Annotated in this window: 27 protein-coding genes; 18 read left to right on the top strand and 9 right to left on the bottom strand. The window is 47.4% G+C overall.

The features are described 5' to 3' along the window. The first annotated feature begins 121 nt into the window (after positions 1-121). The 11 genes from KNQ13_RS16250 to KNQ13_RS13665 all read left to right on the top strand — a co-directional run bounded on the left by KNQ13_RS16250 (position 122) and on the right by KNQ13_RS13665 (position 8,687). Entirely contained in the window at positions 122-880 is a 759-nt protein-coding gene (locus tag KNQ13_RS16250; RefSeq protein WP_261974159.1) for an abortive infection family protein, read from the top strand. Between the two features lie 34 nt (positions 881-914). Continuing rightward, a complete protein-coding gene (locus KNQ13_RS16025; RefSeq protein WP_236624171.1) occupies positions 915-1,061 on the top strand; it encodes a hypothetical protein in 147 nt (48 codons plus the stop codon). Positions 1,062-1,350: 289 nt separating this feature from the next. After that, positions 1,351-1,914 carry a DUF1349 domain-containing protein gene (locus KNQ13_RS13625; RefSeq protein ID WP_026829646.1) on the top strand — a complete coding sequence of 188 codons (564 nt, stop codon included), beginning with the start codon at positions 1,351-1,353 and terminating at the stop codon, positions 1,912-1,914. Positions 1,915-2,218: 304 nt separating this feature from the next. Further along, positions 2,219-2,851: a hypothetical protein gene (locus KNQ13_RS13630; RefSeq protein ID WP_026829645.1), complete on the top strand. Its 633-nt coding sequence runs from the start codon at positions 2,219-2,221 to the stop codon at positions 2,849-2,851. Between the two features lie 104 nt (positions 2,852-2,955). After that, complete coding sequence (gene nikA / locus KNQ13_RS13635) at positions 2,956-4,569, top strand: nickel ABC transporter substrate-binding protein (RefSeq protein WP_026829644.1); 1,614 nt, start codon at positions 2,956-2,958, stop codon at positions 4,567-4,569. A 15-nt stretch (positions 4,570-4,584) separates the two neighbouring features. Next, complete coding sequence (locus tag KNQ13_RS13640) at positions 4,585-5,529, top strand: ABC transporter permease (RefSeq protein WP_026829643.1); 945 nt, start codon at positions 4,585-4,587, stop codon at positions 5,527-5,529. Then, positions 5,526-6,380 (top strand): nickel ABC transporter permease subunit NikC, encoded by an 855-nt coding sequence (gene nikC, locus KNQ13_RS13645; protein WP_034773854.1) that lies wholly within the window; start codon positions 5,526-5,528, stop codon positions 6,378-6,380. The genes KNQ13_RS13640 and nikC overlap by 4 nt, the downstream gene beginning before the upstream one ends. A 14-nt stretch (positions 6,381-6,394) precedes the next feature. Next, complete coding sequence (locus tag KNQ13_RS13650; RefSeq protein WP_026829641.1) at positions 6,395-7,192, top strand: ABC transporter ATP-binding protein; 798 nt, start codon at positions 6,395-6,397, stop codon at positions 7,190-7,192. Continuing rightward, positions 7,189-7,983, top strand: coding sequence for an ATP-binding cassette domain-containing protein (locus KNQ13_RS13655; protein WP_026829640.1), 795 nt, complete (start codon positions 7,189-7,191; stop codon positions 7,981-7,983). The genes KNQ13_RS13650 and KNQ13_RS13655 overlap by 4 nt, the downstream gene beginning before the upstream one ends. A 129-nt stretch (positions 7,984-8,112) precedes the next feature. Next, positions 8,113-8,328, top strand: coding sequence for a helix-turn-helix transcriptional regulator (locus KNQ13_RS13660; RefSeq protein WP_026829639.1), 216 nt, complete (start codon positions 8,113-8,115; stop codon positions 8,326-8,328). Then, on the top strand, positions 8,325-8,687 hold the full coding sequence (locus tag KNQ13_RS13665; RefSeq protein WP_251027465.1) for a DUF2178 domain-containing protein: 363 nt from the start codon (positions 8,325-8,327) through the stop codon (positions 8,685-8,687). Before KNQ13_RS13660 ends, KNQ13_RS13665 begins: the two co-directional genes overlap by 4 nt. 45 nt (positions 8,688-8,732) lie before the next feature. On the opposite strand, the gene KNQ13_RS13670 is transcribed toward KNQ13_RS13665, so the two are convergent. Beyond that, positions 8,733-9,104 carry a hypothetical protein gene (locus KNQ13_RS13670; protein ID WP_026829637.1) on the bottom strand — a complete coding sequence of 124 codons (372 nt, stop codon included), beginning with the start codon at positions 9,102-9,104 and terminating at the stop codon, positions 8,733-8,735. Positions 9,105-9,156: 52 nt separating this feature from the next. On the opposite strand from KNQ13_RS13670, the gene KNQ13_RS13675 reads away from it, so the two are divergent. After that, positions 9,157-9,486: a hypothetical protein gene (locus KNQ13_RS13675; RefSeq protein ID WP_026829636.1), complete on the top strand. Its 330-nt coding sequence runs from the start codon at positions 9,157-9,159 to the stop codon at positions 9,484-9,486. A 19-nt stretch (positions 9,487-9,505) separates the two neighbouring features. Here KNQ13_RS13675 and KNQ13_RS13680 read toward each other — a convergent pair whose 3' ends face one another. From KNQ13_RS13680 to KNQ13_RS13690, 3 genes are all read right to left on the bottom strand, one after another. Beyond that, positions 9,506-9,931, bottom strand: a complete 426-nt coding sequence (locus tag KNQ13_RS13680; protein ID WP_026829635.1) for a MarR family winged helix-turn-helix transcriptional regulator — start codon at positions 9,929-9,931, stop codon at positions 9,506-9,508. Between the two features lie 176 nt (positions 9,932-10,107). Beyond that, entirely contained in the window at positions 10,108-10,323 is a 216-nt protein-coding gene (locus KNQ13_RS13685) for a PLD nuclease N-terminal domain-containing protein (protein ID WP_026829634.1), read from the bottom strand. A gap of 23 nt (positions 10,324-10,346) precedes the next feature. Continuing rightward, positions 10,347-10,889 (bottom strand): hypothetical protein, encoded by a 543-nt coding sequence (locus tag KNQ13_RS13690; protein WP_026829633.1) that lies wholly within the window; start codon positions 10,887-10,889, stop codon positions 10,347-10,349. Between the two features lie 116 nt (positions 10,890-11,005). On the opposite strand from KNQ13_RS13690, the gene KNQ13_RS13695 reads away from it, so the two are divergent. The 3 genes from KNQ13_RS13695 (at position 11,006) to KNQ13_RS13705 (ending at position 12,820) form a co-directional block, all read left to right on the top strand. Further along, positions 11,006-11,497, top strand: a complete 492-nt coding sequence (locus KNQ13_RS13695) for an NHL repeat-containing protein (protein ID WP_051590432.1) — start codon at positions 11,006-11,008, stop codon at positions 11,495-11,497. Between the two features lie 79 nt (positions 11,498-11,576). After that, positions 11,577-12,026, top strand: a complete 450-nt coding sequence (locus KNQ13_RS13700; RefSeq protein ID WP_034773852.1) for a DUF2243 domain-containing protein — start codon at positions 11,577-11,579, stop codon at positions 12,024-12,026. After that, a complete protein-coding gene (locus KNQ13_RS13705; RefSeq protein ID WP_081809544.1) occupies positions 12,023-12,820 on the top strand; it encodes a cytochrome c oxidase assembly protein in 798 nt (265 codons plus the stop codon). Before KNQ13_RS13700 ends, KNQ13_RS13705 begins: the two co-directional genes overlap by 4 nt. Before the next feature lie 10 nt (positions 12,821-12,830). Here KNQ13_RS13705 and KNQ13_RS13710 read toward each other — a convergent pair whose 3' ends face one another. From KNQ13_RS13710 to KNQ13_RS13725, 5 genes are all read right to left on the bottom strand, one after another. Next, positions 12,831-13,328 carry a DinB family protein gene (locus KNQ13_RS13710; RefSeq protein WP_026829631.1) on the bottom strand — a complete coding sequence of 166 codons (498 nt, stop codon included), beginning with the start codon at positions 13,326-13,328 and terminating at the stop codon, positions 12,831-12,833. Positions 13,329-13,454: 126 nt separating this feature from the next. Next, positions 13,455-14,492 carry an MFS transporter gene (locus KNQ13_RS13715; RefSeq protein ID WP_256439794.1) on the bottom strand — a complete coding sequence of 346 codons (1,038 nt, stop codon included), beginning with the start codon at positions 14,490-14,492 and terminating at the stop codon, positions 13,455-13,457. Between the two features lie 9 nt (positions 14,493-14,501). After that, the gene (locus KNQ13_RS16030) at positions 14,502-14,681 is read right to left on the bottom strand and encodes a hypothetical protein (protein WP_236624156.1); all 180 of its coding nucleotides are present in this window, start codon (positions 14,679-14,681) and stop codon (positions 14,502-14,504) included. 130 nt (positions 14,682-14,811) lie between these two features. Further along, positions 14,812-15,099 carry a hypothetical protein gene (locus KNQ13_RS13720; protein ID WP_014970271.1) on the bottom strand — a complete coding sequence of 96 codons (288 nt, stop codon included), beginning with the start codon at positions 15,097-15,099 and terminating at the stop codon, positions 14,812-14,814. A gap of 507 nt (positions 15,100-15,606) precedes the next feature. After that, positions 15,607-16,719, bottom strand: a complete 1,113-nt coding sequence (locus KNQ13_RS13725; protein WP_251027463.1) for a GGDEF domain-containing protein — start codon at positions 16,717-16,719, stop codon at positions 15,607-15,609. A 324-nt stretch (positions 16,720-17,043) separates the two neighbouring features. Here KNQ13_RS13725 and arr point away from each other — a divergent pair, with 324 nt between their 5' ends. The 3 genes from arr to KNQ13_RS13740 all read left to right on the top strand — a co-directional run bounded on the left by arr (position 17,044) and on the right by KNQ13_RS13740 (position 19,382). Beyond that, entirely contained in the window at positions 17,044-17,460 is a 417-nt protein-coding gene (arr, locus tag KNQ13_RS13730) for an NAD(+)--rifampin ADP-ribosyltransferase (RefSeq protein ID WP_026829628.1), read from the top strand. 130 nt (positions 17,461-17,590) lie between these two features. Beyond that, a complete protein-coding gene (locus KNQ13_RS13735; protein WP_026829627.1) occupies positions 17,591-18,289 on the top strand; it encodes a response regulator transcription factor in 699 nt (232 codons plus the stop codon). Then, positions 18,282-19,382 carry a sensor histidine kinase gene (locus tag KNQ13_RS13740; RefSeq protein ID WP_026829626.1) on the top strand — a complete coding sequence of 367 codons (1,101 nt, stop codon included), beginning with the start codon at positions 18,282-18,284 and terminating at the stop codon, positions 19,380-19,382. The genes KNQ13_RS13735 and KNQ13_RS13740 overlap by 8 nt, the downstream gene beginning before the upstream one ends. The last annotated feature ends 163 nt before the right edge of the window (positions 19,383-19,545 follow it).

A 19,545-nucleotide genomic window follows, 5' to 3' on the forward strand; every position in this document is an offset into this window, starting at 1 on the left:
AAGATCAAGAGAGTTAATATTGTAAGAAAACGATTGTGTTTAATCGGGAGTATACGTGTCAACGTTCACTAACATTGCGTAAGAACCACTCCTATTTTGCATTACACAGGTTAACAGTATTGTGTCATATATAGGAGTTCATAATGGTTATTTAGGTGATTTTTCTTACGCAACACATGCAGCTTTTTATCCAGACTACTGTGGATTAGATATAGATCCAAGTATGTACAATGGAACTACGAGAGAGCGATTCATAGCTATAATTTCTGAAGCATCGCCAAGTGATCAATCAAAAATATTAGAAGGAGTTTTAGAGAAATATCCAATAGAATATTTCGAGGATTTATCTAAAGAAAAAATAATCAGTGTTAATGAATATCAAAAAAAAATTAGAACATATAAGAAAATCAACGAATGGATAAATAGATTAGATGGAGAAATCATTGAACAAGGGGAACTGAAGAATGATTTTGAATTTGTGAAAAAAGTTTTAGACCAGTCAGAGATATTAATTTCAAATCACTCTTACGGTAGTGCTGTAGATCGAGTTCATACAGCTATACACGGTTATTTGAAAGCATTGTGCGACGAAGAAAATATTATCTTTAACGAGCAAAATGTAAAAATTCAGGATATGTGGGGAAGGCTCAAAGTAGAACATACCAGTTTTAGTATAGAGATTAAAGAACATCAAAGACCAATAAACCAAACAGCAGCTGCTATAGGGAAAATTCTTGGAAATATGAATGAGGTTAGAAACCGTCATGGGTTTTCTCATCCTAATGACGACATAATTGAAGAAGATGAAGCAAGGTTTATAGTTAATTTATCTAGAGTACTTTTATTTTATATTGATAGTAAAACTTCTGATAATAGTTAAGTATACGGCAGGAAGAAAGTGCAAAGGAGAGCCGATGACGAACTTTTGGAAAGCAAACGGCAAGTGGCGGATTGGACGGTTCATCTTACTAGCGGTAATGCTGGTGTTGGTCTCATGTTTTTTGTATACTTTTCATCAGAAAATCCTGCGGCAGTTATATTTGGAAGAGCAACTAGAATAACAGTACGGGCTGAAAAAAGACGAGTATCAGATATTCGGTCAATTTACGAAGTTTGGTTATGGATACAGTGTATTTCTAAAAGATGAACCGCGGACATCCTATTTGTTTAGTGTCAGAGATAAAGACGGGAACTACTTTGCGATATACTTAGGACACAATTTTTTAGATCCATCCGAAGATTTTATTGATTTTCGAGAACCGAAACATCCTGAGTTCGAACAGTTTAAAGATGAACCGTAAACGTATAGGTTGTTTCAACACAAATATTTTCAAAACAGGAGGAATTCACATGTGGCAAGATTTTACTTGGTTGAATGAACCAAAAGAATTCAGTATGCAGGAACGCCTGACCTTTAAGACAGAAGGCGATACCGACTTTTGGCGCAATACCTATTATCAGTTTAACCGGATGACCGGTCATGCCTTACTTAAACCAATCCCGGCACCGTCTTTCTATTGCCGAATCGAAGTGAAGCTGCACCCGCGTCTAACGTATGATCAGGCGGGGATCCTTCTCTATTTAAACGAAGACAACTGGCTAAAAGTTTCAGCGGAATTCCTTCCGGACGGAAAATCACATCTCGGAGCCGTCGTTACTTCGTTCGGTTACTCTGACTGGTCATCGCGGGATATCGACAACACGGTCTTTGATCATCCATTGACGTTTGAGCTCGTCTGCAATCAACAGGACGTTGAGCTGTACTTCGTCGACGGTGAGACGAAGGAACAATTGCGGATTGCCCATCTGCATGCGGAAGGGGACTGGAAAGTCGGTCCGTACGCGTGCAGCCCGAACCTTGATGGGCAAGGGTGTGACGTCGAAGTGTTGGCGTTTGATTTCCAGACAAAATAAAAGGAATCGATTTTTTGGAGCACTCATGCAGTTTGATGAGTGCTTTACTTTTTATGGAGGAGGAAAACATGAAATGGGAATCATTTTTGGTATTTTGTTATCGCTTTTCGTATCTCTCAAGGGGATTAAAGGATTAATGTCTTTCATCCATCGATTAGAGCGTCCGGTAGACTCCTTCATTGGTAGGTATGAAATGACAATCCGGCGACTGGTTCGTGGATGAATCGTCTTTGAGCGTAAAGGACGGAGCAACTACCTTCTGTTTGCGGGTTATCTTCTGTTTATTTTCTATGCGACTGCTCTTTTGATAGAGAATCTACACAGAGGTGATACCGTTTCGCTGAAAGAAATTGCCTTAATCGTTCTGGCACTTATTTTTCTTCTTACAATCAGTCCTTTGATTGTAGAAGGTGAATTTTCAAGAAAGAAAAATCAGATTGATCCGAATCGAGACAAAAAAACGTTTTGGATTTTTTTGAAAAATCGTTACTCTGCCTTCGTTGATCAAGTCTTATTTTTCGTTCTCATGCCGTTCATAGTAAGTACCAGTATACTGACCATTTTGATGCCTTTCCTCCAATGGAATGAATTGTGGTTGACCGGTAGTTTGATCGGGTGGGTGTGGTTCTTGGCACTGTCTTTTAATACGATACTTCCAGAACGGTTTTATTATCAAAAATTACTGGATAATCAGCCTCTAGATAAAGCAATAAGCAAGCAGCTTAGTCAAAAAAGGGAATGTGCTCAAATCATTCTTCTAGTCATTAGTGTGTTGAACTATTCACTGTTGATGGAGAGTTTAGTCAACGTGAGTGGTGTGAATATCCGTTTTACATTAATCGGCGTTCTCGTTGTTCTTTACACTCTTGCCGGAAATATCATCAAAACGCTTGAGGCAGATTACACTGAATATAAAAATGATTCGACTTCACCATAAAACACAGCAAATTCAACGCTCTCACCGATTATCCATTGACAATTCTTAGTACGGACTCTTACAATTGAAAATGATTATCAATAAGAATGGGAGTCCTGTCCACTATGAACGTTTCACGTCGTAAGAAATCCATCATTCAAGCTGTTTCCATCCTCTCGATCACGACACTGCTGTTCGGCTGTTCCAATCCGAATGAAGGTGCTGACAATACAAAAGACAAAGATACCTTGACCCTCGCCTGGCCGCGCGACATCGGCGAGATGAATCCGCATGTCTACAATCCGTCGCAACTGTTCGCTCAGTCGATGGTCTATGAGCCGCTCGTCCATTACGCTGAAGGCGGAAAACTCGAGCCGTTCCTCGCGAAATCATGGGATATCTCAAAAGACGGCAAAACATATACCTTCAAACTGCGTGACGATGTCAAGTTCTCGGACGGTTCGACGTTTGATGCGACGATCGTCAAAAAGAACTTTGACGCCGTCCTCAAAAACAAAGCCTTACATAGCTGGCTTGGCTTTATCTCAAAAATCGACAAAACGGAAGCCGTCGACAAGCAGACATTCCGGATGACGTTGTCGGAAGCGTACTATCCGACGATTCAGGAATTGGCGGTCGTCCGTCCGGTCCGTTTCCTCGGTGAAGCCGGTTTCCCGAAAAACGGCGATACGTCAAAAGGCGTCGAAGAAGAAGTCGGAACCGGTCCGTGGGTGCTCGATGAGTATAAAGCGGATCAATACGCGACGTTTAAGGTCAACAAAAACTACTGGGGACCAAAGCCGAAAGTGAAGAAAATCAAGATCGACATCATTCCCGATGCCGAAAGCCGCGTACTCGCTTTTGAAAAAGGCGACATCGATTTGATTTTCGGGGAAGGGGCAATCAGTGTCGACGCCTATAATCAACTGAAAGAAACGAAATCCTACAAGACGACGATGTCAGAGCCGGTTGCGACACGTCTGTTGATCATGAATACGAAGAAAAAACAGCTGGCAGACGAACGCGTCCGTCAAGCCTTGCAATACGGTTTTGATAAGAAGACACTCGTAGAAGGAATCACGTCCGGTCTCGAAGCACCGGCTGACTTCATCCTGCCGCCGAACCTGCCGTACACGTCGAACCTAAACGTTGAAAAACGGGATTTTGACGTCGACAAAGCCAAAGCATTGCTCGACGAAGCCGGCTGGAAACTGCCGAACGGCAAAAAGATCCGTGAAAAAGACGGACAACCGTTACAAATCGAGATGATGTATGATGCCGCGGAACTTGTCCAAAAAGCGATGGCCGAGACGTTACAGTCGGAGTGGGGCAACATCGGGGTCGACTTGAAAATCGTCGGTGTCGAGCTGCCGGATCAAGTCCAGCGCTTCAAGGACAACAAATTCGATATCAACATGTATAGTAACTTCGGTGCACCGTACGATCCACACACATTCGTCAACATCATCGGTACGGACGGATTCGGGTTTAAAGAAGCGATTTCCGCTTATCCGAACAAGGATCAACTGTTACAGGAAATGAAAGATGTCCTCAAAACGACGGATGAAACGAAACGTCAGAAGATGTATGCTGAAATTCTGCCGTCGCTCCAGGATCAAGGCGCGCTCGTGCCGATTTCGTATTTGAAGAAGATGGCGATTTATCAAAACGGGGTCACGAACTTTAAATTTGCCGCGAACCGGGATGAAAGTCCGTTCGCCCAAATCGGCATCAAGTAAAAGGAGGTGAACGGAATGAGCGTCTATATTCTGAAACGGGTCGGGTCGGTCATTCCGATCCTGCTCCTCGCTATTTTACTGCTGACGGCGATGATTCATTTGTCACCGGTCGATCCGGCGGAAGCCTATCTCGCTGCCGCCCACATCCAACCGACGGAAGAGGTGCTGACGCAAAAGCGGGCCGAGTTTGGTCTCGATCAATCGTTCATGACACAATACGCGACGACCGTCGTCCGGCTGGCCCAGTTTGATTTCGGGACATCGTACGTTTCCGGGAAACCTGTCCTCGACGAAGTACTGCTTCGTCTGCCGGCGACCGTCCAGCTGGCGCTGTCGAGTCTGTTGTTAGCGATTTTCGTCAGCATTCCGCTCGGCTTTCTCGCCGGAATTCGGAAGAACGGTTTGTTTGACCATTTGAGTCGGGTGATTGCCTTCATCGGCGCATCGATTCCGTCGTTTTGGCTCGGCTATCTGCTGATTTTCTTTTTTGCCGTCCAGCTTGATTTGTTACCGGTCGGCGGGATCGGCAGTCCGAGTCACGTCATTTTGCCGGCAATTACGCTGGCGTTGCCGCTGATTGCCCTTTATACCCGGCTGCTGCGGACGAGTGTCATCGAAACGATGCGGGAACCGTACGTCCTGTTTGCCCGGACACGCGGCATCCGCGAAACCATCATTTTAGGAAAACATGTCTTGCGGGTCGCGATTCCGCCGATGCTGACCGGACTCGGGATGAACCTCGGGAAACTGTTGACGGGCACGATCATCGTCGAGACCGTGTTCTCGTGGCCGGGATTCGGCCGTTATTTTATTGAAGCGATCTTTGACCGCGACATGCCGATCATTCAAGGGTATGTCTTCCTCGCCGCCTTGCTGTTCATTGGCAGCAGTCTGCTCGTTGACTTGTTGCAACTGGCAATCGATCCACGGATTGCCCGGAAAGGAGGGAACAGACGATGAATGTTCCGCTTGAACGACCGCGTCTGCTTGACCGCTTGTCGAATCAACGGCTGATTTTGATCGGCTGTTCCGCTTTTTTAGGGCTGTTATTTCTCACAGCACTTGCCGCACCGTGGCTTGCGCCGCATGATCCGTTTCTCGTCAATTTGGCGGTGAAACTGCAGGAACCGTCCTGGACATATCCGCTCGGGACCGATCCTCTTGGCCGCTGTACGTTATCGCGTCTGTTATACGGCGCCCGGGTGTCACTCGGATTTGCCGTCCTGATTTTTGCGTCATCGTTGCTGATCGGCTTATTGATCGGAACACTGGCCGGCTACATCGGCGGCTGGGTCGACCAACTGTTGATGCGGTTTTGTGACGGGGTAATGGCATTTCCGAGTTTGATTCTTGTCCTCGGTCTCGTCGGAATTTTTGGACCGGGACTCAAACAGGTCATCATCGCCTTGATGCTTGTCCAGTGGGTCTACTATGCCCGGATGTTCCGCGGCCTTGTCATGACGCTCAAAGAAAAGAATTTTATTGCAGCGGCGCGAGTCAACGGCTCGTCACACTGGAAAATCTTTCGGACGCACTTATTGCCGAACATCCTGCCACCGTTGCTTGTCATCGGGACACTCGAGATGGGCTGGGCGATCATGGATATTTCCGCGATGTCGTTCCTTGGTCTTGGCGTGCAGTCTCCGGCAGCGGAATGGGGTGCGATGATTCATGAAGGAAAGTCCTATATCCGGACGAATCCGGAACTGATGATTTATCCCGGCGTGATGATCATGCTCGTCATCGCAAGCTTTAATTTACTCGGTGAATCGTTATCGGAACGATTCGGCGTGACGAAACCACCTAAATGAAAGGAGGCGCCACGATGAAACCTGTGTTATCCGTCGAACGATTGACCGTCGAAACCATCATTGACGATAACCCGCTCGTCCGGGATGTCTCGTTTACGCTTCTTGCCGGTCAGATTGTCGGTCTCGTCGGCGAAAGTGGTTGCGGCAAGACAGTGACGAGCCTGGCCCTTTTGCGTCTGCTGGACGAAAAAGTGATCCGTCAGTCGGGTCAGATTCACCTTGACGAGACGAATCTGATGACATTGTCCGACCGAACGCTTCGGCGTGTCCGCGGCGGACAAATTGCCTTCATCATGCAAAATCCGATGAGCGCTTTCACACCGGTCTACACGATTGGCCATCAATTGATCGAGACGATCCGGACCCATGACCGGTGCAGCAAACGTGAAGCGAAGGACCGGGCGCTCGAAGCGTTACGGGAAGTGAATCTCGAGGAGCCGGACCGGATTTTGAAAGCCTATCCGTTTGAACTGAGCGGCGGAATGCTGCAACGGGTCATGATTGCCCTTGCCGTCTGCCTGCGCCCGCATGTCCTGATTGCCGATGAACCGACGACGGCGCTTGACGTCTACAATCAAAAGCTCGTGTTGTATTATCTCGAGAAGGTCCGGGCGACCTATGGTACGGCAATCCTATTGATTTCCCACGACTTAAGTGTCATCGCCGAGATGGCGGATCAGGTTCTCGTCATGCGGCACGGGGAAATCGTCGAACGGGCGGACGTCTTTGATCTGTTTGACCGCCCGCAACATCCGTACACACAACGATTGCTGGCCCAACACGGGATTCAGGCAGGAGGGATGAACGCATGAGCCTTCTGCAAATGGAACACGTGTCACACCGGTACGGCAGCCAACGGTTCCTGTCGCGGCAGACGGAACGGACCGTCTTACAGGACGTTTCGTTGACGCTTGAAGCCGGGACGTGTCTTGGACTGCTCGGCCAAAGTGGTGCCGGAAAAAGTACGCTTGGACGGATTCTGCTTGGTCTCGAACGACCAACAGCAGGGCGTGTCTTGTTCGAAGGACAGGACATTTACCGGACGACAGCAAACGATTACCGGCAAGACATCCAAGTCGTCTTTCAGGATTCGTTTGCTGCGGTCAATCCGAAGATGACGGCGGGGCAAATCATTGCCGAGCCGTTGACGAATTTCACGCGTCTCGCGCCGGATGCCCTGCAGCACCGGTTGGTCACCTTGATCGAACAGGTCGGATTGACCCGCGCGGATTTGGCGAAATATCCGAATCAGTTCAGCGGCGGGCAGTTGCAACGGATCTGTATCGCCCGGGCGATTGCGACAAACCCGAAACTGATCATCCTCGATGAGGCCGTCAGCAGTCTCGATATGGTCAACAAGGCACTGATCCTCGCGCTGTTAGGGGAATTAAAGGACAAATATGACCTATCCTATCTGTTCATTACCCATGATCTCCAAGCGGCTCAGGCACTCAGCGACCGATTCGTGATTTTAGATCAAGGTCAAATCGTCGGAGAGTACCCGACCCGCAAGGCTTTTGCAGACGCGACGGATCCGCATGTCCTGGCGATTAAAAATGCCATGCTTGCGACCCATCCAAGGTACCGGACGATTCGAAGTTGATACTTCTTATGTTTTATCTTTCACCATTCAATCGAAATCGATTGAATGGTTTTTCTTTAGCTGTATATGTAAAGGAACCTTGACACACGGAAAGTGTTTTCCTATTATTGGGAGTGAGAGGTGATAGGGATGAAGAACAGGGTGAAGGCTTTACGTGAAGCGCGTAAGTGGTCGCAAGGGGACTTGGCGAAGACGTTAGGCGTCTCGAGGCAGACCGTCATTTCGATTGAAAAGGAGCGGTATAATCCGTCACTCGAACTCGCGTTTTCGATCGCAGCTTTATTTGATTGTCCGATTGAAGCGATTTTTATTCCCGAATCGACGAAAAAAGGAGACGATGTATGATAAAACATATGCCGATAATCAATCGTTTACTCGCCGCAGTTCTAATACTATACGGCAACTATTTGGCAATATTTGATGGACCGAGTCCACTCAGTATAATACTGATATTAGCGGGTTTGAGTCAATTGGCGACCGATCTGATTTTCCCAGCTGCTGAAACCTATGACGAACGCCAAGAAGAGATCAAGAGAAAAAGTGGTCACATGGCATATCTCTTGAGCATCGTCTATATTTTTGTCATGCTGCTGCTCGTCCAGTGGAACGTCATCGATAATATCATGACAGCTTTGTTGTCTGTCCTCTTCATTCAGGTCATGACTTTCCCAGTCATGATGTTTATCTACAACCGACGCAGCTGACGACAAAAAAAGAACAGGCACGATTGGCCCGTTCTTGACGTGTGATCAGTAGTATTCAGACAGCTGTTCCCGCGACTCTTCCGTTAGATAGCCAAGCGACAAAAAGTTTTTGACGAAGCGGACTGGACCATTGGCAGACACAGACGCAATTTTTCCCTGGAACGGTTCAACCTGTTCCAGGACGTCAATGTCAGCGGCCTGCATCTTGACGAAATCAAAGTCAAGGGTGATCGTATCCGTCTCGTCCCACGGAATGTCAGCAACGTGCTGAAGCCTGTGAAACGTCTCTTTTAAGTGGTCGCTAGATGGATTAAATTCGAACTGTAAGTATGGTTCAGCTGTATCCTTTACGGATAGTCCGCCGCGGGTGACGATGGCTTTTAGATGCCGGCGGTGGGTGAAGTGACGCAAAATCATCGGCAGCGCTCCTTTATAAAAAAGTAGAGTATGAGAAAGGTGAGATCTTAGCATGAAAAAACTGATGTGGATCGTCTGTCTTGTCCTGGTGGCAGCTGCGTCGTATGTGTACATAACGCGATACGACCGTGCGTACGAACAGGAAGTCATGCGCCAGGTCGTGGAGCATGTCGAACGGACCTATGGAACAAGTGAACCAATCGTCGTCAAATCCTATTATAACGACAAGCATCGGGCCAAAGACAAACGTTATGCTGTGGCGGTCCGTGCGGATGTGTTACCGCTGAAACAGAATCAATACATGACGTATCGTTTACGAGACGGTCAAGTCATCGAACTTTATGTGATCGACGAAGACGGTCTGCCGAATGCGGAACGGTAAAAACAATCGCATCCAGTCATTAAAAATGATTGCTCTGCATCTTATGGAGCAGGCGGTCGAATGATTCGTGATCGTCCATCGAGAATTGTTTAAAGTATTGTTCATGAATGACCTCGACGAGCGGTGTTGACTCTTCGACGATGGTTTCGCCGGACGGTGTCAGGACAAGGCGTTTTTCCCGGTCGATTCGTTTGCGGGTGATGAGGTGAAGTTCGAATAGTTTTTTTAAGGTTTGCGAGATGGCACCACTCGACAGTTCGAGTGTCGTTTCCAGTGATTTTTGGGTCGCACTCTGTTCTCGGTAGAGGGTATCAAGCATGTCGAACTGCGATTTTGATAAGCCCCAGTCCTTTAAGACGGCGTTGACTTCCTTCATGTAGCGGTGATGCAGCTTTTGGATGGCCAGCCAATGACGGTAGGATGGAGTGGATAGGTGTGATGTCATCAGATCCCTCTTTTCTGTCACCGTATAAACGGTTAAATAATAGTACCCGCCGACTAAAAGCAAGCGGTTTCTTATACTCAAATTAACATAAAATCGGTGGATCTCCTACCACTTGAGTTCAACACAAAAGTGTCATCCCTTTTTCCTGAATCGTCAGGCAAACGGATGACACTTTTTTAGTCGGAAGTTGACGGGTCTGTCGACGGATGACGTCCCCAAATTAGATAAATGATGGGCCCTAAGTAGTTGATGACAAAAATCAGGATGCCCCACACCCATTTTGGACCGCGTGTCCGTGGGCGGTTCCATAAATCGACATACGATGCGATTAGTAAAATGAATTCCAGTGTGTAGACGATAGCTTTGACATATGGACTATCTTTTAGACGCAATGCGCTGACCTCCTGGCGAATAATTAACTGACGAACAAACGATCCTGATAGTTTTTCAAAATCAAACGATCCTGATCAATCGTAAATCCATACCGGGTGAAACATTCTGCTGCGACACGTCCGCCATAGGAAATGTCAGTAAAATCTCCGCTGACCCGGTAATGGGTATATTTGTTTTGGATGTCATGAATCAAGGCTTCTAACAACAGCCCTCGTTCACCGAGTCCTTCTTCGCGGACATGGATGTCGAGCAATGAAAACTCAGCCAGTTCGACGGAACCGAACAGACGTGTCGACAGGTGCTGGATCGTCATATGTGAGCGTTTGGATAAGATGGTTTTATTCGTCTGACGGTTTTCAAGCAACGTGACGTAATAACCAGACAATGCTGCCTGGATATTGCGTGTCACTTGGACGACTTGCTGTTGATTATTATAAGCGAGCCCGACGAGCTGTTCGTTTGGATGATGGGGTATGTCGATCATGCGCTGCGTACAAACCTTTTGCCATTCCTGTTCCGGAATCCATTCAAGTTCCAGTGTTTGCGGTGTTTTAAAAAGTTTCACGGGGCAGGGAGAGCCTCCTTTGTTAAATTAGTTGGTTTAAATATACACTTTTTGTCAATTTGATGAAAGGTCAAGAACGTTACTGTTTTGTGACAAACATGGAAAAGAGATACATCATGAGGAAGAAATCAATCGTCATCGGAACAATCCTGACACTCGGTCTTACCGTCGCATGGTGGGCGAGTGGTGGAACGGAACCTGTTTTTAAACAATCGTCTCCCGTCAAAGCAACAAGCGAACGATATTCTGGAAAAGTCCTGTGGCAAAAATCAGAAAACGACATACAAGATGCAGGTGAAGCGAGTAGGGTAGCAGTCGGCCCGAACGGCGACATCTATTATCTGCACCGGGCGACCGTTAATTATGGCAGTGAAACGATGATTAAAGCTGCAACGATTATTGTCTTTGATGGAACAACACATGCGGTCAAACGGGCATTAGGACGCAACATGTTTCAATCTCCGCACGGTCTGGAAGTCGATGCGAAAAACAATATCTGGGTGATCGACATCAGTTTGAACCAAGTGGTTAAGCTGAATTCAGAAGGTAGTATTCAAGCGGTTTATGGTCAAAAGTATTTATTCGGAACGGAAATGGGGAGTGTTTAGGTCGTTCTGAAAAGGGAACATTTTCTTAAAGTGTTCTGATCATGTGTTGGTGAAAAAATGAAGAAGGGGTGGGGTGTTCATGACACGTACATATGCAAGACGAAATCTCGGATCAGGCTTTTTGTTTGGATTGGGTTTAATCGCCTTTTTAGACGAAGTGATGTTTCATCAGTTACTAGGTTGGCACCATTTTTATGACAAGTCGACGACGTCCGTCGGATTGTTTTCAGACGGATTGTTTCATGCCTTTAGTTGGTTCGCGACCGTTGCCGCCTTATTCCTTGTAGCAGATTTACGGCGGCGTCAAACATTTTGGTTAATGCGATGGATCAGCGGGGTGTTGATCGGTGTCGGTGTTTTCCAACTGTACGACGGTTTGGTCCAACATAAAGTGTTTCGATTGCACCAAATCCGCTATGAGGTCGACATCTTACCGTATGACATCATCTGGAATACGAGTGCGACCCTGATTTTATGTCTCGGGTTGGTGCTGTTCATGAAAACGAATCGTCGTATGGAGGAGGAGTGACGGTGAACCATTCGCATACGCAGATGAGTGGGAATAGCATGGAGGGGATCATGATGCTATTCGTGCTATTCCTTTTCGTTCTCTATCCGCTTGCAGCTCACTGGACGAGCCGGCGTTATCAAAAGTGGCCGATGTATCGAGCTGTTTTTTGGATCAGTGGCATATTTGTTGGAGCCGTTGCTGTCGTCGGTCCATTGGCGGAGTTTGCCCATCACAGTTTTCCGGGGCATATGCTCGGTCACTTGTTGCTAGGCATGTTGGCACCGCTTTTGCTGGTCTGTGCAAAACCGATGACGTTACTCTTACGGACTCTGTCTGTACCGGTTGCGAGACGCGTGACCCGTTTCTTAAACAGTCGTCCGCTTCGATTACTGACGAATCCTGCGACAGCTGCGCTGCTGAATATCGGCGGGCTGTACCTGCTCTACATGACCCCGCTCTATCCGATGATGCATGAGTCGCTGGCGCTTTACGTGTTGATTCATCTTCATGTATTTGGAGCAGGATACTTATTTACGATCTCGATGATTTATATGGATGTGACGCCGCATCGATTCAGCTATTGGTACCGGGCCATCGTTCTTGTTTTGGCATTAGCCGGACACAAAGTCTTGTCGAAATACATCTATGCGTATCCACCGGGTGGCGTCATCCGGTCGGAAGCAGAAGCCGGAGCACGGTTGATGTATTATGGCGGCGACTTGGTGGACCTTGTCTTGATTATCATCCTTTGTTATCACTGGTACCGAGCGACGGCACCACGTTCGCACTTGAAAAAAAGCCAACCTATTTAAAGAAGCCAAGTCACGGAAGGTGATTTTCGAGCTCTTGTTTCTGACGTAAATGATGCCGGGTATGCATGCCGATCAACTGATACCACTCACGGGCATTCAACCAGCCGAAGCCACCATGTTTCGTTTTAAGCGACGGATCCACCTGATCGAGCCGTGACGACCAGTCCTCCATCCGTTCGATCAGTGCGAAAAGCCGTCGTTTTAACTGATCCCCGCTGTCGGTATTGTTGGGTGGTGCGTTCATCGCGTCCGGCAGTCTGATTTTGATCGGCGGAAAGGCATCCTGGCGAAACAGATCTTCGCCAAATGGTGTTTTCCCGGTTGCTGAACCAGTGTTAAGGGAAGCACATGTCTCGACTTCGTCCAGATATTCATGGGCGACGAGCAACACGTGATCATACATTTGACCGAGCGACCAGACACCCGGTCGTGAGATGTAGTGCAGTTCGTCTTGCGAATAGCGATCGAGTTCTTGATGCAGATGGAAGAGACATTCGATTCCTGTCATCTGAAGCCCTCCTTTGGATGGATGATTATCGGTTTTCCTGACTATATCCTGTCCGGCAACGGCTTAAACGAAGAAAACGACAGGGGCAACAAGGAGAAAATCCTCGTTGCCCCTGTTGTTGTAGAGTTAAGAGACTTTTGGTTCTTCTTCGACCGTCAGCGTATACAACGTCCGTTTCGTACGCTTCAGCACGATCGGTAACGTGATCAGCCCGATCAACAGGAAGCCAAGCGAGAAGACGATGTAGGTCGAACGGATCGAGAAGACTTCGGCGAGCAGACCGATCGATACGATGACAAACACCGACTCGGCGACATTGAGGACGCCGGAGAAGCGCCCCATGATCGAAACCGGGACATTGTTTTGATAAAACGACAAGAAGCCGGTGTTCGCAAACGATAACGCAAACGTCAACAGGAAAAAGCCGACCGCTGCCAGGGAGAAACTGTTCGCCGTCGCAAACAGCAGGTAACCGACCGGTGTCGTAATAGCACCGAAGCCAATCAAGAAACGCAGGCTGAGCCACTTCGTGCACGTCGCATTGATGATAGAGCCGGCGATGATCCCGACGCCGGCGATACTGACGAGGAAGCCGTATGTACTTTCAGAAAACGCAAGCACTCGTGTCGCGAATGATGCTTCGAGGGAATCGAGACCGGACATGAAAATCGTCATCACACAAAATAGACCATAGACGAGTGTGATGTACCGGTGCTTGTGCGTAAACCGCAACGTCTCTTTCCAGTCGTCGGCAATCATCCGCAAGCTGAGGCGTTCCGCCTCGGCAAACGTCGTTCGTTTCTCCAAATCCGGCAGGAAAAACAGGATCAGGGCGGACAAGGCCAGCGCACCGGCATTCATATAGATGGCAAATGCCGGTGAGCCGACAAGAAACAGGAGACCGGCAATCGTCGGTCCGAGAATGAAGCCACAGGATTGGATAAAGTTTTTTAAGGCATTAAACCGTTGCCGGTTGTTGTTCGAGACGAGTTTCGTCATGTAGATCAAGGAAGCGGATTCGAATAAGGAACTGCCCATATTGATCAAAAAGACGAGGGCATACAACACGAACAACGAGTCGAGGAACGGCAGAACGGCGATCAGGACGGCCCGAGCCACGTCAAGGATCACCATGATATTCCGTTTGTCGACGCGGTCAATCAGGCTGCCCGATCAAAAACTCGTCAACAGGGCAGCAATCGGGACGAGCATGTAGAGGACGGAGACGGCAAAAGCCGAATTCGTCCGGTCGAGCACGATCAAGTTCAGGGCGATGAAGTAAACCCAGGCGCCGAGATTTGAAATCCCGACACTTGTTAATAATAAAGCAGGATGTTTCCACGTTTCGCGCATACATCATCGCTCCCCTTAAATACTTTTTGAATATATAGAAATTTATTACAATTGATATTAAGGGACAGCAAGGAAGAAAGCAAGCAGAAAATGGAAAAAGCCATCCGGAAGATGGCTGGAGATCAATCCATTAAGCGAGGAAGTAATCGAGCGTCGCAAATAGACTCGTTAACAGAAAACAAATCAGCAACAGCGCTGACAAGACAACTAAGTCAAGGTGCCGGCGGAGTCCGTTCACCAAAATAAAGAACAGTGTCCAGTAGGCAACGAATAAAGTGAGAATGACAGCGAGGACAGGCGCGGCAATCGGAAACGAATCAGCAATGGCAGCCCGAAATGGAGGATTCGTTATGGCGTAAAAGGCGAAAACGAATGTCGGGAGTGCACCGAGGTAAAGGAGCCATTTGGGGAATTTCATAGTCAGCATTACTCCTTCGTATAAGTATTTAGAATACATTAAGTATAGAAGAGTGGAATTGTAAATAAAACGTACAAAATTGTAAGGAAGTGTCACTTTAAGTTCGGAAGGTTTGTATATTAGATAGGGGATCGTAATCTTTTATCTTCATTTTAATAAAGGAATAGTTCAAAATTTAGTTTGGAAAATGAAACAAACAGCGCAGGTTTCCTCAGGACATGGAGGAAACCTGCGCTGTTAATCGTTCAGCCTTTTTTTTGATCGGATTTTCTTGCTTCTTCTTCCTCAGCCCAGTTAAAACTCAAATCGACCCGTCTGCCTATGAAAGAACGCAAGAAGAGAAGGAAGGTCATAAGCGGTAATATCCACCATGCGGAGTCAACCGTTTCGAAATACTGGACGGTATACAACCACATGAATAGACTGCTGACAAATAGAATCGTTTCCGAGGTTGTAATGAATTCCCGTTTTGGTTCATACATAGGTAAAATCTCCAATCATATTTGGTTAAGTGATTGTTTCAGTCGAGGACTGCGTCGCAGCAATATCCTGCTGATCGGCTTGATCAAACAGAACCGTCCGGTTCCGCCCTTGTTGTTTCGCGGCGTATAAAGCTTCGTCAGCAAGCACGTTCATTTGCTGTATGTGCACATGTTTCCCGTGGGCGATCCCGATCGAGGTCGTGACTTCAATCGCCGGGAAACCGTCGAGTTGAAACCGTTCCGTCGCAATCCGTTCCCGAATCCGATTGGCGACCTTGACGACTTTTTGCGGTGACAGGTCATAGACGAGAATCATGAACTCCTCACCACCAATCCGGGCCGTGATATCGTGCGGACGCGTCTCTTGTTTCAAGATGTTGGCGAACTGTTGTAAGACAAGATCCCCGTTACCGTGGCCGTACGTATCGTTGACATGCTTAAAGTGATCGATGTCGAGCGCGAGGACGTTGTAGATCCGCCCTTCCTGTTCGAGTCCCGCTGTCCGGTCATCCCAGACCCGTCGGTTATACAGACCTGTCAGATGATCAAGTTCAGCTGACTTCTTGTACAGTTGGACCTGCTGATTCAAGATCTGAAAATCAAGCGTCAGCATACTCGAGAGGACACCGACGGCAAGACCAATCGTCCAGGTCGATAGCAGAAGTAAAATTGCGGTTTCATTGAATCCTAAGTTGATCAAGACAGCAATTGTGATCATTAACAGGGCCCAGACGTTTAAGGCAATGTTTTGCAGGAACGGTCGGTTGAGCAATTTGCGGTGGATGTAAATCATGCCGCTGCTGATGGCGAGAATCGCGATGAACGCGACGAAGGCTTGTGGTGTGACACCAAACAAAAAACGGGAACTGCCGATGACTCCTGTCGCAATGACGAGCGGAAAACGAATGCCGTAAAATGCCAGTAAGACGAGTGGTAAATGTCGTAAATCCATCCGGAGTGACTCGTTGACTTGAATGCCCTTGAACATCAACAGGACACCGAGTAATCCGGTCGCCAGTCCGATAATGATCGACTTCATCGTAGAGGATGAAAATTGGGTGGAATGGATGATTTTCGAGATGATATAAAATCCGGTAAAGGCGATACAGGCGTTGATCAATAACTCGACGATGAACATGATTTTCCACATCCTTGACCTTGATACTTTTACGATACCATGCTGACAAAAGTTGTCAAACAAGAAGGGCGAATAGGGGGAATTTTGGGACAGGAAATGCGGATCAATTGCAGTAGCCGATTTAATCGTGCTGCGAAATAAAATGCATGAAAAGTACCCGATTGACTAAAGCACTCCTCATGGAACGTTCGTCTGCCGGGTAACGTGTAATGTATTCCTCTACTAGAAGTATACCGCGATTGCCCTAAAGGAAACAGACTACTTTTCTGTCAAATCACCCCTTATACTACTAGCAAGAACACTGAAGAGAGGAAGTGGATTTTGATGACGGATCAAACTGAAGTACTGGACCGGGGACCGTTCTTCCATGGGACAAAAGTAGCGTTGAACGTCGGTGATCAGCTGGAGGCGAAGTTTCCATCCAATTATCAGGACAAACGAGCCAACTACATCTATTTCACGGCAACGCTTGAGGCCGCCAAGTGGGGTGCAGAACTCGCAAAAGGAGACGAGACTGAACGCATCTATCTTGTCGAGCCGCTCGGGACGTTCGAAGATGATCCGAATTTGACCGACAAACGATTTCCCGGAAATCCGACGCGGTCGTATCGGTCGCAGCAACCGCTTGTGATCGTCGCGGAGCTTGCGACATGGGAACGGCATACGGAAGAAGTGATTCACCAGATGAAAACGTCCCTCGCCAAGTTACGTGCGGAAGAGAAAAATGTGATTTTAGACTAACCAAACAGAAGTCGGATAACGTTTGGAAACGATTGTAAAAAAACGTGCGGAATCTGTTTTGAAAAAAGGGGAATGAAGGATTCGTTATGCCATCATATAAGCTGTTCAGACGTAGAAAAGGAGCCAGCTTATGCAGACACGAACGATTCTCATCATCGAAGACGAAGTCGAAATCGCCGAGCTCGTCTCGATTCATTTACGCAACGAAGGATTCGCTACGATACTTGCGTATGACGGAAAATCGGGTCTGTCATTGTTTCAACAGCGGTCGATCGATCTTGTGATCCTAGACATCATGATGCCGGAAATGAACGGTCATGAAGTGTTGACGCAAATCCGGCAGATCAATCAGACACCGGTCATCTTCTTGAGTGCCAAACAGTCCGATTTTGATAAAATCAGCGGGCTCGTGATCGGGGCGGATGACTATATGACGAAACCGTTTAATCCGTTGGAGTTGGTCGCCCGGGTCAATGCCCAGTTACGGCGCGCCTTTCAATGGACAGGACAGATGGCTTCATCCAAGACAGACACCATTAGTATTCAAAACGTGAGTCTGGATGCGGATCAACGGACGGTGCTGGTCAATGAACAAAAGGTTAATCTGACACCAAAAGAGTTTGATATCTTCTGGTTACTCGCGAGCTCACCCAATCAAGTGTTCAGTTCAGAAAAAATCTTCCAGCGTGTGTGGAAGGAGGATTATTTTGAAGGGGCCAACACTGTCATGGTTCACATCCGGACTTTACGGAAAAAAATTTGTGATACGAACAAAGCGAACATGTTGATCGAAACGGTCTGGGGAGTCGGGTACAAGGTTAATGCGTAAATTCATCAACAGTTTCCGGACGCGGATCATCTATCTGTTCATCCAAAGTCTGCTGATCGCAGCAGTCGTCACGTTCGCGATCTACAAATCCCTGCAATACTATTACCATCACCACGTCTTTTACGGCGATACCTACATGAAGTACCGATTTTGGATGCGCGAAGTCGGTGATATTTATGTGTTTTTAGCGCTGTATATTCCCTTCTCCATCCTCATTTTCTACTTATTGACGCGGACTTATACCAAATACTTCAATGAAATCTCGACCGGGATCCGCCAATTGGCAGCCGGTGATTTTTCGCATCAGATCGAGATTTCCTCAAAAGATGAATTCCGTCAAATCGCAAACGATCTCAACGAGGCGAGCAGTGGATTGCGGACCGCGATTCAAGCCGAGACATTAGCCCAGCGCAGTAAAGAAACATTGATTGCCAATTTAGCCCACGATTTACGGACACCTCTGACATCGGTGACGGGATACTTGGACTTATTGAACCAACCGTCAACCACTGCCGAGCAACGCGTCGCCTATACGAAGATCGCCTATAAAAAATCCCGTGATCTCGAGGAGTTGATAGAAACCCTGTTCGATATCTCCAAATTGGACCTGTCACTCAAGGCGACTGAACAGTCAATGGTTGACCTGCACGAGTTGCTACTTCAACTCCTGGACGAGATGTATCCTTTGATCAGCCGAGTCGATGGTCGGATTGACCAACAAATCGCTCCGAATCTCACCGTCTACGGAAACGGGAAAGAACTGGCGCGGGTCTTCGAGAATCTACTCAGTAATGCGCTGCGTTACGGCGATGTGAGTCGGCCGATCGAAGTTCAAGCAACCCGACAAGGTGAGGTCATCACGATTCACATTACGAACTACGGTCCGCCGATTCGAAAAGAAGACGTCCCGCATCTGTTTGATATGTTTTATACGGTGGATCAAGTCCGGAACATGCCGACGAAACAGACGGGTCTCGGCTTGTTCATTGCGAAGACAATCGTCGAGAAACACGCAGGGACGATTGAAATCAAACAACCGGATGGACAAATTCGGTTTGAAGTCACGTTGCCGTCCGATTTAAGAAATCTTTAAGGTTTTTCCCGACTTTCCTTTAAACCCTTTTCTTTACGCTGAGTGTAAGGAAGTAAAGGAGAGGGTGTAACATGAAGACGGTTTGTCAAATTAAGTGCAACACTTCTTCCGAGAAGACCTCGTATGCAGTTTTCCAGTTGAGACATTTCCGTGGTCTCCCATT

Origin of the sequence: Exiguobacterium sp. s128 (assembly GCF_018618815.1) — a bacterium.
In the GTDB taxonomy this organism is placed as follows: domain Bacteria; phylum Bacillota; class Bacilli; order Exiguobacteriales; family Exiguobacteriaceae; genus Exiguobacterium_A; species Exiguobacterium_A antarcticum.